This is a genomic window from Stieleria sedimenti, from assembly GCF_025060895.1.
Lineage (GTDB): Bacteria > Planctomycetota > Planctomycetia > Pirellulales > Pirellulaceae > Stieleria > Stieleria sedimenti.
Genome location: NZ_JANZKV010000175.1, coordinates 1 through 14,328 on the forward strand (window position 1 = coordinate 1; position 14,328 = coordinate 14,328).

Consider the following 14,328-nt stretch of genomic DNA (forward strand, 5'->3'; position numbering starts at 1 on the left):
GACCTCCGGCTACTCGCTGTCATCCCTCCGGGATACTGGGGTCGCCGGCGCGAACCGGCTGAATCCCCGCACGCCATCAGCCGTTTGGCGCGAGCCTACGGGCGTTGTCGTCGGACTACCCCGAACGGGGTCAAAGCCAGTCGCCGGAGGTGAGCGGAGCGACACCTCCGGAGATCCGCGCACCCGTCTGACGCGACCCCGAAGGGCGTCGAAGCAAATCGCGCCCGAGCCCTCGGACCCGGCCTGCCATTCCGGTTGAACCGGCATCTCGATCAACTCTTTCAAAACCGCGATCTGCCGCACCGCCGGCGATTCGAATTGCTGCGACCCCGCCGGGGTCGAGGGGAATTCCGCGCCGGCCTTCCCGGAGGTTGCGCTGCGCTGACCTCCGGCTACTCGCTGTCATCCCTCCGGGATACCGGGGTCGCTGCAAGCCTTCAGTCCTCGCGAACTTCAGCCGCCGATAAAAAGCGATCGTCGTCTTGGTCCAACTCGCGGAACGTTTCGATCGGGCCGAGAAATTCGTTTTCCGACACATCGCCGTCTCGATTGGCGTCCATGTGAATCGCCCAACTCGGCCGGTCGTCCGACTCCGCGGTAACGCGGCGGCTGAATTGAAAGCGTGCGTCGTCTTGATCCGGTTCGCCGCGGCAAAATTGAATCATCAGGGTGTCGGGGATGTCGTTGGCCGAAAGCGGCACGTTCTCCGCGCCCAAAGCGCCCAAAGCGCTCAATCGCGCAGATGCCGATTGAATTTCGCGACTGGATAGGAATTGATCGTGATCCAGATCCAACCACGCGAAGACACCGTCGGGATGTTCGGCCGCCCTGCCGCGGACTTGAAAATTCCAGATCGATTGTTTTTGCTGCAACGCCTGATTGATCTCCAGAAAACTCAGCTTGCCGTCGCCGTTTTGGTCCAATGACTCCAGCGGAAATTGATCCTTCGCGCCGTCGGGAATCTCACTTTCATCAATCGCGCCATCCTTGTCGGCATCGAGCTGAAGGAACACTTGGCGCGGAATTCGGTTCCGTGTCGTCGGCTGGTCCAACGCAACGGCACCGACTTGCAACGCCTGTCCCACAATCCAGCAGAAACCGGAGTGATGTTCAATGCGGACGTTGTCGCGAACCGCTGCCTGCACCTGTGTCTCCACGGTCGATGCCGACGGATCGGTGCTGTCGAACCGGACGTTGAGCGTGAATGCCGGGGCGAGTGTCAGCACGGACTCCGCCTCCGACTCGGAGATCCAATCATCCCGATCGGCGTCAATCGATTTCACCGGGTTGGATGGATAGAGAACGGGATCCTCTTTCAACATCCCGCCCATGGTGTAAGACAGATTCGACCAATTGACGTAACCGGAGAGATCCATCGCGACATCGCCTTGGCGGTTGGATCGATGACGCTGCCAGGCATCGGTTTCATTTTCACGCAGTCGCGTCAACTCGGCAAAGTCGATGCAGTGATCGGAATTGAGATCGATCTCCCGCAGTAACGATTCGCCGGCCAGTTCGATCTCGGTCGGATCGAGTTTTCGATCCTGGTTTCGGTCGATGGCTGCATACAGCGGCGAAGCAGAACGGTTGGCCCATCGAAATGCGTCGGTCCCGAACAGGCGAAATGCTTGCGAGACATTGGAATCACGAAAAAGGAATCGAACCAACTCTTGTTCGTCGACGGAGTTGTCCTTGTCCCGGTCGTAGCGTTTGATGAGTGCTTGTTGTTGAGCATCGATGCGTGAGGCGGTTTGACCGAACGTGGCGGGATCTCCGGCGACGTGTTCCAGTAGCCGATCCCAGCCCATCGCATCCTCATCGGATTCTTCCAACGCCGCTCGCACGGAGGCAAGTTTCTCCGCAAACGCGTCACGCAATGGTTGGCCGTCGACCCACACGTCCAAGTCGACCAACAAGGGGCCTTTCGCGGTCGGCAGCCACAGACGGTAGGCTGCGCGGGGTTCTTCGGTTGAATCGGGCTTGTCGAATGAATCGGGTTCCACGTCGTCAGGCGAACCATTGTCCTGCGCGGCGTCGAGTTCATTTGCAACGTCCGCTTCAACGTCCGCTTCGACGTCTGTGTCGTTCGCCGGCGGAGCGGTATCCACGGCGACGGGAGCTGACTTGTCCAACTCGTCATCTCGCTTGCGTTTCGTTTGGGACGTTGGCGATGCGTTGGTGGAGGGGACGACGGCAGGCTCAATGTCTTCTTCCACCGTCACTTCGGGCGTACCGATCGTCGGGGACGAAGATCGTTCCGTCGCGCGGTTGCACCCAGCGAGTACGGTCACCGCTGCCAATCCGATCGTGATCAGAAACGATCGAAGCATCAGCGTTGCAAGACGACCCCGACGCTGTCCGGTTCGTGGGATCACAACAACACCTGGTCGATCGGGTTGCCTTCGGAGATCGCGATCGGCCTGCCGCCATCGGCAATGTTCTCGCTTTTGGGGTCCACGCCCAACGCCTTGCAGAGCGTCGCAAGCAGGTCTTGCTGATCGATCTTTCCCTCGATCACTTCCATGCCGTCAGGGCTGGTGGCGCCGAAGGCTTGTCCACCGGCGACGCCTCCGCCGGCGAGTACGCACGAGAACGCTTGGGGAAAATGGTCTCGTCCGCCGTTGGAATTGATCGCGGGGGTACGTCCGAATTCGCCCGCCCAAAGGATCGTCGTTTTTTCAAGCAGCCCGCGATCGGAAAGTTCCGTCATCAACGTCGCCCAGCCGGCGTCCAGTTGTTCGCAGAGGCGTTGAACCTGTTCAAAGTTGTTCGCGTGCGTGTCCCAACCCAGCCCATCGCCCAATGTGACTTCGACCAGCGGGACACCGCGTTCAATCAACCGCCTGGCCATCAAACATCCCTGCCCAAACGTGCCACGTCCGTAGGCTTCACGCACCGTTTCCGATTCGGCAGAAAGATCGAAGGCGTCCTTGGCGTCGCTGCCCAACATGTCGATCGCCGACCGATACACGGTGTCCTGGGCAACGATGTTGGGAGCATTTCTCGTCTTCAAGTACGACGCCTGCATCGATTCCCAGAGTGCCAATCGACGCTCAAAACGTTCCGAGTCGACGAATCCATGTGGCTGTAAATGATCGACACGCAACTGGGCGAAATTGTTAGCCGCCGGCGGCCCTGAAACACTGACAGAGGTTGCGGCGAATTTGGGACCCAGAAAACCGGGGCTCTGCGAGCCGCGGGCGAACGGTCCCGGTGCGACCGTGACGTAGTGGGGCAGCTTGGAAGCGGGATTCCGCAGCGATTTCGAAAGCGAGCAGCCGATCGCCGGGTAGCGAACCGGACCGCCGGCGAGGTGCCCGGTCCGCATCACCGTGGTGCCGCGCTGGTGATCTCCTTCCTTGGTCGCCATGCCACGCAGGATCGCCAGTTGATCGGCCAGTTCGGCCAACTGGGGAAGGTGCTCGCTGAACCGCAGTCCCGGCACGGCGGTCGCGATCTCTTTGAAGGAGCCTCCATTCTTGTGCTTCGGCTTCATGTCGAACGTGTCGAGCTGGCTGGGGCCGCCTGACATCCAAAGCAACACGCAGTGGCGCTGATCGTTTTCCGTCGCCCCACCGGCAACCGCGGCGATCGATTGCAGCAGCTGACTCATGCCGATCGTCCCGCCGATGGAAACGGCGCGGGCGATCGATTGGCGGCGATTGAAAATGGGTGATTGGAACATGCGTACTTCGGTGATGGCTATCCCACTCTCCTTCTCTCACGGACAAACAAAACATTCAGCGGTATTGAGCAAGATCCAGGTCAGATCGCTCAGGCGTGTCGCAGACGATTGCTCGGCGGACGCGTCGTTTAAGTGGGCCAGAAACATCTCCAGTTCGGTGTCGCCGGGCGGTCGAGACAGACAGGCCAGGAACAGGGTTTCGATCCGATCTGAATCCGAAAAGAACGGTGCTTCCAGCGACGCGATCAGACCACTTTGTTTTTCCGCGGTCGCGACCAGCATCTCCGGGCCGTTCATCATGCCCAGCACCTGAACGACTCCGTGCGGATAGTCATTCGGCGCAGCCTCGGGGGCTTTCATGCGGCGAAGGAATTCGCCACGAACCGCTTGTTCGGCTTGCGGCGAATCGGCTTGCGGCGAATCGGCCGCTGCATTGAACCGCCCCAGCAATACGTTTTGATGAAGGCTGTCGAAGTACTGGGACGCCGAAAGGGTTTTGACATTCATCGCGGCGAAGGAATCCGGCGGAGGCCGTTGGCCTTCGGTGATCGCGCTGGTCCGATGGTAGGCCTGGGTGCGGGTCAGCATGCGATAAAGCTCACGCAAGTCAAACCGTTGCTCCACCAGGTAATCGGCCAGGTACTGCAGCAATTCGGGATGGCTGGGCGGATTGCTGGAATCCATCGCGTCAACCGGATCGACAAGCCCCCGTCCGAACAGATGCGCCCAAACGCGGTTGGCCGCGGCGCGCGCGAAGTAAGGGTTGTTGCGTGACGCCAGCCAGATGGTCAGTTGACGCCGTCGAAAGTCTGTCGGATCAGATTCTGGTGGCGAAGTCGCGCCCGGATACCGCGGCGCCATGACTCGATCGGAATCGGGGAACCTCACTTCCGCACCCGATCGATCTTCGATCGCTTGGCCGCCACCGCGCAGGTTCGTCTCGCTCAATTGCAGCTGCGCAAAGAACGCGGCGAACGACCAGAAATCATCTTGCGTCCATTGGGCGAAGGGGTGATCGTGGCACTGGGCGCATTCCAGTTGAACGCCCAGGAACAACCTGGATGTCGCCGCGGCCAGTTTCACCGGTTCCAAGTTTCGTGACGTGTAAAAGATCGCCGGCCCTTGATCACTCTTCCCGCCGGCGGTCAAAAATCCGCCGACCAGATGATCATACGGCGTGTTGTCGAGAAACTGTTTTCTCAACCAAGCCTGCAGAGCCGCCGCATCAACCTGGCGGTCGTCAGACGTTTCTGCCGGAAGCAAAAACTCATTCCAGCGATGGGCCATGTGGGTCGCAAACCGAGACGAGCTCAGCAGCGATTCGATCAAGTGTTCCCGCTTGTCGCTCGACGGGTCCGTCAGAAAACGTCGCAATTGCCAAACCGGTGGCGCCACGCCGGCAAGGTCCAACCAGGCACGTCGACAGAACTCGGCGTCGCCGCTTCGCGGGCTAGGTCGTGTCACCGTTTCCCGCCAAGATTCGGTCAAGTACTGATCCACACGATCCGATGGCGACGCAAATTGATCTTCCGTCGTTTCGCCACAGCGGGCGGCGCTTCCGATGGAAACGATGAGCGTGAGAGTGAAGTGAATGCAGACAAATCGCATCATGACGCCGATGGAGAAGAGGGCATTGCAACTGTGTTATACCACTTGTCGTAGCCTTACGCACGAAGATTCGAGCACATGGGATTCGGGCACATGGGATTCGGGCACATGAATCAGAACGAGAGAATTCGGGCGGTTCGACGCCGCTGACTCGTAGGCGCGGCGCCGAGACGTTAACATTGGCGTGACGCGGAATACACTTTTGAGATTGAGCAGTAGCGGATGATCCCAACGACCCTCAGTGCGACCAAATTCAAACACGTGGTCAGCGTTCTTGTGATGTACGGTTTGATGGCCTTGTTTCCGGTTTTCTCGACCGGTGCGATGGCCCAGGAGGGTGCGTCCGAAACGACCGCCGTCCCGCCTTCAAAGGCCCCCCAGGCAGCCGAACCCCAGGCGAAGGAACCTGCGGGTGTTGCCGTCACGGTCATGCCGTCTGGCGTCCAGCGGTTTGCCAGCGGCGGATGGGCTTCGTTGGCCGTCGTGGGAGTCAATCACACCGACCAGGATGTCGAAGAGGTCGTTTCGGTCTTTGTGGGGGACGATCCCAACCTTCAATTTTCAACTCGGTTTTGGCTTCCCGCGCGAAGCAAACGCCAATCCTGGTTGCCGCTTGCGATTCCGCGGGGCGAGCGGATCGATGGCAACCGTGTCGACCTGTCGATGATTCGCATTGCCGAGTCCGAGGGAGAGGAGTCGTTCACCGAGAACGTGAACCAGATGCCCGTCTCGGTGCGGTCGTTGATGTTGGCCGACGACGAAATCAACACGGGGCTGTTTGCCGACCCACTTGATCATGAGGGGGCGACGCAGCATGAAGCCACTCGGGAGCGATTGAACGCCGTCCTGAACGCGGGGCGTGATTCGGTCACCATGAATCCGAGCGATCTGCCGATCGTCAGTTTCCTGTCCAATTTCCTGCCACCGACCTACGGTGCACTGGACGAACTGGACCAAGTGGTGATCGCCGGCGACCAGTTGCAGTACGATTCCGATGGCGTGGTCGCGATCCGTCGTTGGATCCGCCGCGGCGGTCGGGCTTGGATCATGTTGGATTTGACCAGCCAGGCACTCGTCGACGATCTGCTCGGTGACGACGCGGACTTTACCGTGATCGATCGCACCGAATTGAATGAGTTTCAATTGCAGACCACCGATCCGGTCAGGGGGACGGCCGGTGCGACCGAAAGCTGGTCCTCGGAAACTCCCGTCGCAATGCTACGGGTGCTGACGCAGTCCGACGACATCGTTTGCCGCGTCGACGGCTGGCCGGTCGCGTTCCGGAAACGTGTCGGTGATGGCGAAGTCCTGTTCACCGCCTTGGGCGCCGATGGCTGGATTCATTCCGACCAAAAAGTCACAGCCGGCTTGAACCGGCTTGCACGTGAATTCTTTGAACCCAAGAACGAACAGCAGGATCTGGTCGCCGCGATGAAACCGATCGTCGATGACCAGATCGGCTATCAAATTCCCAGTCGTTCGACGGCTGCCTTCGTGCTGGGCGTCAATGCGTTGGTGATCTTGATCGGCGGTGTGTGGTGGGCCCGCCAACGACGACTCGAGCGGATGGCGTTTCTGGTTCCTGTTTCGGCCATCGTGACAACGTTGATCATGCTGGCGATCGGTTCGTCTCATGCCACCGCAATCCCGTCGACGGTCGCCACCAGCCAAGTCGTCCAGGTTCAGCCGGCGACGGGCGAAGCCGATGTGTCGACGATCCGCGCCGTCTACAGTCAACAAAGCGGTGACTTGGGTTTGGTGTCCAATCATCAAGTGATGACGATGCCGCTGGAGAACACGGGGACGTCGCAAACACGCCGAGTGAGTTTAGAAGACGACGGCACCAGCCGTTGGATCGGACCAGGTCAGCCGCCCGGCGTCGTCCGACATCTGGTGTCCAATTCAGCCACCACGCTTCAACAACCGATCCGCGTGCGTGGCACGTTTGATGGCCAGGGTTTTCGAGGAACACTCACCGGGCTCGACCCCACGAATTGTCAGGACGGGTTGATCGTCGCGTCACCGGCACCGATCACCGCGGTGAGGATCGACGCGGATGCCTCCGCGGGGCAAGTCCTCGCGGGAGCCTCCGATCGGCTTCCACCCGGTCAGTTCATCCCCGGATCCATTTTGACCGATCAGCAGCGGATGCGACAGGACTTCTATGAAGCGGTGCTCACGTCAGCCGAAGGACATTCACTCAGCCAGGGGCCGTCCCTGTTGGTGTGGACCAATCCTTTCGAGCTCGGCGTCCAGTTTGACAGCCGATTCGATCAACGCGGGGCGGCGTTGGTGTCCATTCCCATTCAATTAGAACGACCCGCTCGCGGCGTCGAATTTCGAATCCCGTCCAGCTTCATCCGAACCGACGCCTTCTGGGGAGCCCAGGGGCGAACGACTCTGTTTAATCCGCGCACCGGAAAGTGGCTTGCCGAGATGACGAAGGCGGCCGAGGCCCAGTTGCTGTTTCGCTTTCCCGACGTCGTCGCACCGATGACGCTGCAACAAGTCAACGTGACGATGAAGATCAACGCGCCGTCGCGTACGTTTTTTGTCAACGCGTTTGTCGATGACCAGCCCGCGAGAGTCTTTCAGCTGGACAACGCAACCGGGGTGATCAAATTCACCATCGACCGGAGGGATGCTTTGCGTTTGCATGCCGACGACGGATTGTATATGGCGTTCGGCGTCACCGAATCGTTCGAGGCGACCGAGCGAAAGGCCAACGTGTCGGGCTCGGGCGAAGCGGGCGATCGAGTCGTCGACAACGCGACCTGGCAGATCGACTACGTTCATCTTGATGCGGTGGCGCAGATCAACGCCAGCGACCTTCCTTCTCTTGACGAAGCTTCCGACACAGGCACACCGTGACCGATCAACAACCCATCATTGAAACCGTGGATCTGACCAAGCGGTATGATGAATTCACCGCCTTGGATTCCCTCTCGATCACCGTCCACAGCGGCCAGATCTTGGGGTTCATTGGACCCAACGGTGCCGGCAAAACCACCACCATTCGAATCCTGGTCGGGCTGCTCAAACCGACCAGTGGCACGGCCCGAATTGCCGGTGCGGACTGTCTGACCGAATCACGAAAGATCAAACGTCTGGTCGGTTACATGCCCGATGATTTCGGCAAGTACAACAACATGCGGGTCGGCGAGTATCTGGATTTCTTCGGCGCCGCCTACGGGATCGGTCGCCGCAAGCGGATCGTACGCATTGATGAAGTGCTGGAGATCGCCGGCGCGACGTACATGAAAGACCTGTTCGTCGATGCGCTCAGTCGAGGGATGCAGCAACGTGTGGCAATCGCTCGGACGTTGATGCACGATCCCCAAGTGATGATCCTGGACGAACCGGCCAACGGGCTTGATCCGCAAGCACGGATCGACATGCGAACAATGTTGTTGCGGCTGGCGGAGATGGGAAAAACCTTGATCGTCACCAGTCACATCCTGCCCGAGCTGGCGCGGGTGTGTGACATCGTCGCCATGATCACCAAGGGGCGGCTGCGGGCGTTCGGGACGCTGGACGAAATCATGCGTGATATCCAGCAACGACGCACCTTTGAAATTCAATTGGTCGATCACGACCAGGTCGATCGCGTGGTCGCGTTGGTCGAAACGTGGTCCCGCGAGATGAACCACGAATCCGAAGTGACCGGAGCGACCACCGAGACGATGGTTCGTTTTACAACCGGACTGAACGACCGGGAAATCACGCCGCTGTTGACCCATCTGGTGGGATCCGGCGAAGCGATCGCCCAGTTTCGCGAAGTTCCGACCGATCTGGAGGATGCCTTTTTGTCGGTCGCCAGCGGAAGTCACGGCGGCGATCCTCCGCAGACCCAGCCGGCAACGCAAGAGGCGACTTCATGAGTTCGGCATTTAATCCCGTCGTGCAACGCGAGTTTTTCGGAATCGTCCGCTCGCCCAAGGCATTTGCAACGCTGTTGGCACTGACGATCACGTTTTCGATCGCCGTACTGATGCGCTGGCCGACCGATGCCACCGTCGACTTGAGCGGCGTTCAGTCGATCCAGGTGTTTCGTGTGTTCGGTTACGGCTTGCTGGCGGGAGTCGTTTTTTTGGTGCCCGCGTTTCCTGCCACCTCGATCGTCAACGAGAAGAACGCCGGGACGTTGGCCCTGTTGTTGAATTCACCGCTCAGCCCGCTGTCGATCTATTTCGGCAAGCTCGCCGGCGTCTTGTTGTTCGCCCTGCTGGTCTTGCTGGCCAGTTTGCCGGGCGCCGCCGCTTGCTACGCGATGGGAGGCATCGACCTGAAGAGCGGGTTGGGGCTGTTTTACTTCGTGCTGTTGTTGTTGGTGTTTCAATACGCCACGTTGGGGATGTTGATCAGCAGCTATGTGCAATCGACCGACGCCGGAGTCAGGCTGACCTATTCGGTCATCTTCGCACTGTTCTTTTTGACGCTGATCCCGGATGCGTTTTTTCCCGGCGGGTCCGGAGTGATGGGAACCGTCGCCCAGTGGGTGCGCTACCTTTCACCCGTCCCGGTGGTGATGCAGATCATGGGACAGGGTGGATTGGGGTCCAAGGGACTGATCACCTCACCCGGCAACATGCAATTCATCCTGTTCACGTTGATCAGCAGCCTGGTCTTTGCCGCGGTCACGATTTCCAGATTGAACTATCGGATTTTCGACCAGTCACGGGCGCAAGGCGTGATCACCGATGACCGCGGATTGGTCGCCCGATTGTTACGACGTTTCCTGTTCATCGTCGACCCTCAACGACGCAAGCCCGGTATCCCGTGGTACCTGAACCCGGTCATGGTGAAGGAATTTCGTTGCCGTCGCTTCGGGCGATCTCAATGGCTGTTTCGATTGGTCGCGCTCTGTGCCGTCGTCTCGATGGTGCTGACCTTTGCCGCCGCCACGAGCGTGACGAGCTGGGGCACTGAAACCATTGGCGGCTTGATGGTGATTTTGCAAGTCATTCTGATTGTCGTGATGACGCCCAGCCTGACCTCGGGGCTGATCAGCGGCGAACGCGACGGTGGCGGTTGGGAATTGCTGCGTCTGACACCGCTGTCGTCGCTGAAAATCGTCCGCGGAAAATTGCTCAGTGTGCTCTGGACGCTGTTGTTGGTGTTGATGGCCACGCTGCCGGGGTACCTGGTGATGATCTACATCCAGCCCCAGATGTGGTACCAGGTCAACTTGGTGCTGGTCTGTCTGGCATGGACGGTGGTGTATACGGTAGCGGTTAGCGCCGCGGTCGGCAGTCTGTTTCGAACCACGGCCGTCGCGACCACCGTCACTTACGTCGTCGTCATGTCTCTGTTCGTGATTCCCCTGTTGGTGTGGCTCGGACGCGGCGCCCCGTTCGGATTTGAGATGGTACAACGCGTGTTACTGATCAACCCGGTCGGCGCGGCACTCAGCGTGATCGAAACTCCCGGATTTGAGCAATACAACCTGCTGCCCGCCGCGTGGTACGTCGCCGGCGGCTTTTCGGCCCTCATGTTCTTGGTCTTTGGTTTTAAAGTATGGCGACTCACTCGTCCCGTTTAATGGTTGCGGTTTGGATTGCCGTTGCCCTCGCGTCGCTCCCCGTGTGCGGCATCCCCGCGCGGGCTGCCGATTCGGCGGCCGCGGCGCCATCGATCCTGGACGTCAATGACGTGATGGGCACAGACCCTGCGTTCGCCTATCGGGAAATGCAGCTGAAAATTTCCAACGATGCGATACCGCTCTGGTTGGAAGCACTGGCCCGACCCAACGCCCAATTACAACGCGTGACGATCGACACGATTGCCATCGCACACCGCCGAGGGATGGAAGGCATTGACGTTGCTCTGCCGGCGCTCGTTGAATTGGCTGGACAGAATGAACTGGACGCCTCGGTCAGGCGAGCGGCCGTTCGTGCATTGATCGCAATGGACGCCCGTGATCAGTCGCCGCTGTTGGCGATGTTGGCTGAGAAACACGGGACCGCCATTTCCTCGCTCGTCGAGCCCGCGTTGGTGAAATGGAAGTCGCCGGAAATGTCTCAACAGTGGCTCACGCGACTAAGCGACACCCAGGCGCGGCGGCAATCCCTGCTGATTGCGATTCAAGGCGTCGGCGCCCTGGAACTGCACGACGGATCCAAACCGCTTCGCCGCTACGTTGGCGATGTTTCCTTGCCAGGTGGAATCCGATTGGCCGCGGCGCGGTCGCTCGGTCAGCTGTCCGCCTCGGGGCTTGAGTCGCTGGCTGCCGAGTTGATCGGCGGCGCGGAGGGTGACGGCGACGTCGTCGCGGACCTGTTGGCGATCGCATTGTTGAGCCGCCACTCTGACCCGGCGGCGATCCAGTTGCTTCAATCGCTGATGGGCCGTCGCAGTACCGCGGTGCAATCCGAAGCACTTCTGAGGCTTTATGAAATCGATCCCAAGCTCGTGCTCGAATTCACCGAGCGGGCGATCACCAGTCCAGACGTCAATGTCCGCCGTACGATCGCCTTGGCGCTGATCGACAGCAAACAGGTGCCTCGCATCGCGCCGCTCGCCACGCTGCTCGATGATGTCAATCCAAGCCTTCGCCTGCAAGTGGCGGCGGCGTTGTTTGAATTGGCCCAACTTCCGCCGCTTCACGATGAAGTCATCTCACAAGTCTCTGGGATTCTCGATCAAGACTCCTGGCGTGGCTGCCAACAAGCCGCCCGTGTGCTGGTCAGTTTGGACCACAAGCCGGCCGGGGATCGACTCGTTGATTTATTGCGACATCCCCGCGGCGAAGTGATGGTGACGGCCGGTTGGGGGCTCCGTCGACTGGGACAAAAGCAACACCTGCCGGCAATGCTGGGGCGAGCCACCGAAATCCACCAGCAGTTTCAACAACAAAAACTCAATGCGGGCTCACCCGGTGTGGTCGATCTCATGTCCCAGCTTTTCCAAGCCTTTGGACAGATGCAATACCGCGAAGCCGACGCGCTCGTCCGAGCCTACGTGCCGCGCAGTTTTTCACTCGGCGAGCGGGCGCGGACCGCCGCATCGTGGAGCGTCGGTTTCCTATACCCCGACGAGGCCCCCGACGATCTGGTCAGCATGCTGCTCTCGCGACTCAATGATGTCGAATCGCTGGAACCGGAATACGGGACCGTGCGAGCGATGTGTGCGCAAAGCCTGGGGCGGATGAAGGCGAAAGCCGCCCTACCGGATTTGCGACGATTCGCCACCGACTTTGGCAGCCAAGTCAGTTTCTCCTGTCACTGGGCGATCCATCAGATCACCGGAGAATCCTCCGCGCCGACCGTCTCACCGATCATCAGCGACTACGAAGACTGGTTCCTGAAACCGGTGTCCGTCGACGACTGAAGCGGGAGGGGGCAAAACGATGACGGGCAGAACGAGATCGACTTGCGCTCCGCTATAGGGTGTCGGTATGAATCGCGAAGCTAAAACCCTGATGGTTAACGCTGTGAAGCATTTTTCCCAAGTGTTTCTTGAGGTTTTAGCGGCAGGGCGCGAGCCCTCCGGTGCTTCATCTCTGCCAAAACACCGGAGGGCTCGCGCCCTACCGCTAAAAAATTGAAGCTGACGGTGGCTCGAAGGAATCGTTGTCAACCCAGCACGAGCCGGCTTGCACCCTTGGCCAGGTCCAAGCAAATGATCAGCTTGCCATCCGCACGAGCAAAAGTGCCGCTTTCCAACCGCGAAACCGAGGCAACTTCTGTTAGCTTGACCGGCTTGCCCTCATGCGTCAGCGCGGGAGCCTTGGTGATTGCCGTGGCGTCCAATGAGATCGTGAAATCTTTGCACGCCAGTGGGGCTTCGATGGCGATCGTGCCAGCGTCGTCTCGCGTCAACTGAGTCAATTCCTTTGCCGCCCAGTAACGCGCAATTTCACTCACCTTCATCCAAAGCGTCTCGTCGCCGAAGCGTGACGCCAGTGACGTGACCACGCGTTTGAATGCCTCAAATCCCGTTTGGGTCCCGTTGCAATACATGCCCGGCCAATGACACAACATCACTGCCGGTTGGCCGCGCTCGATCAAGTCCACCATCCGTCCCGACGTGGCGTCGGCGTTGCAGTACAGGTCCGGCTGCGACACCTTGCTGCCTTCCCAGCTGCCGAACCAATCACCCGTCCCCGCCGGGACGTTCATCGTCAGGTTGGAAAGGACGTTGTTGCCGTCAAATTCCAGTTGGGGTGCGGTCGATTCATCACCGGTCTTGACGTACTTGAAATAGTGCGGCAACTCGCTGCCGTACACATCACGGACTGCTTGACCGGCGGCGACGGGCAACTTGTCTTTCACGCGGTTTCCGAATCCTCCCGGTGTGGTGATGCCGTCGCAATGCAAGCCGCAGTTTTTTAAAATGCGCAGAGCGTAAGCCAGGTACTCGGTCAAGTGATCGGTGCTGATGTCGGTTTGCGGATAGCTGTTCTCCATCGTCCCCGCGTTGACTTCGGCCATCGGCCGACCGGTCTTCAAGTCGATCACTCGCGTGTGGGTGATCATTTCAGGGTGGATGTCCCAGTTGGGCATCATCAGATCGCGAACGAGCGCCAGGCTATTGTCCAAGTCCTGCCGCGACCATCCCGGCAGGGTCCGGTCCAGCCAGCCGACACAGGCGGGATAGGGGACGATGCTGTATTTTCCTTTGACATCGTGTTGGGCGCACCACTCGCCGAACTCACGCACAAATTGGTCCGGGATTTCACGCGGCCACTCACGCCACGGCTGTTTGTAGACGTCGCGTTCAGGCCAAGCATGGGCGAATTGCGGCATGCAAAAATGGCCCATGTTCACCAGGCAAGTCGAATCATCGATGATGAATGACAGGGGCACCCGCGCCCGCGGATGGAGCACTTCAATGGTTGCCGAGTTCGGAGGCGTTTCCTGGGCGACGGACACGCCAGAGGAAGACCACGCTGCCATGCCGCCAAGAGACGCGGCCGTCATTCGGATCGCATCACGTCGGTTGATGATCATCGACTTTCCTTTAAGCCTCGTGTGTGTCGGTCAGAGCTGATTCTGAATCGTGATCCAGGCCGCGGAAAAGGGGTCAGGTACCAA

8 protein-coding genes are annotated in these 14,328 nt (G+C 59.6%); 4 read left to right on the forward strand and 4 right to left on the reverse strand.

Features of this window, described 5'->3' with window-relative positions:
* Positions 1-437 precede the first annotated feature (437 nt).
* Genes NZK35_RS22105 through NZK35_RS22115 form a run of 3 tightly spaced genes read right to left on the reverse strand, consistent with a single transcriptional unit; the run spans position 438 to position 5,296 of the window.
* On the reverse strand, positions 438-2,330 hold the full coding sequence (locus NZK35_RS22105) for a hypothetical protein (protein WP_259634699.1): 1,893 nt from the start codon (positions 2,328-2,330) through the stop codon (positions 438-440).
* A gap of 41 nt (positions 2,331-2,371) precedes the next feature.
* A complete protein-coding gene (locus tag NZK35_RS22110) occupies positions 2,372-3,685 on the reverse strand; it encodes a DUF1501 domain-containing protein (RefSeq protein WP_259634700.1) in 1,314 nt (437 codons plus the stop codon).
* Between the two features lie 36 nt (positions 3,686-3,721).
* The gene (locus tag NZK35_RS22115; protein ID WP_259634701.1) at positions 3,722-5,296 is read right to left on the reverse strand and encodes a DUF1549 and DUF1553 domain-containing protein; all 1,575 of its coding nucleotides are present in this window, start codon (positions 5,294-5,296) and stop codon (positions 3,722-3,724) included.
* A gap of 219 nt (positions 5,297-5,515) precedes the next feature.
* On the opposite strand from NZK35_RS22115, the gene NZK35_RS22120 reads away from it, so the two are divergent.
* The 4 genes from NZK35_RS22120 to NZK35_RS22135 are packed head-to-tail and all read left to right on the forward strand — an operon-like array spanning position 5,516 to position 12,622.
* Entirely contained in the window at positions 5,516-8,164 is a 2,649-nt protein-coding gene (locus NZK35_RS22120) for a hypothetical protein (RefSeq protein WP_259634702.1), read from the forward strand.
* Positions 8,161-9,174: an ABC transporter ATP-binding protein gene (locus NZK35_RS22125; protein WP_259634703.1), complete on the forward strand. Its 1,014-nt coding sequence runs from the start codon at positions 8,161-8,163 to the stop codon at positions 9,172-9,174. Before NZK35_RS22120 ends, NZK35_RS22125 begins: the two co-directional genes overlap by 4 nt.
* Positions 9,171-10,835 (forward strand): ABC transporter permease subunit, encoded by a 1,665-nt coding sequence (locus NZK35_RS22130; protein ID WP_259634704.1) that lies wholly within the window; start codon positions 9,171-9,173, stop codon positions 10,833-10,835. The genes NZK35_RS22125 and NZK35_RS22130 overlap by 4 nt, the downstream gene beginning before the upstream one ends.
* Entirely contained in the window at positions 10,835-12,622 is a 1,788-nt protein-coding gene (locus tag NZK35_RS22135; RefSeq protein WP_259634705.1) for a HEAT repeat domain-containing protein, read from the forward strand. The genes NZK35_RS22130 and NZK35_RS22135 overlap by 1 nt, the downstream gene beginning before the upstream one ends.
* Before the next feature lie 245 nt (positions 12,623-12,867).
* On the opposite strand, the gene NZK35_RS22140 is transcribed toward NZK35_RS22135, so the two are convergent.
* On the reverse strand, positions 12,868-14,244 hold the full coding sequence (locus NZK35_RS22140; protein ID WP_259634706.1) for a hypothetical protein: 1,377 nt from the start codon (positions 14,242-14,244) through the stop codon (positions 12,868-12,870).
* Between the last annotated feature and the right edge of the window lie 84 nt (positions 14,245-14,328).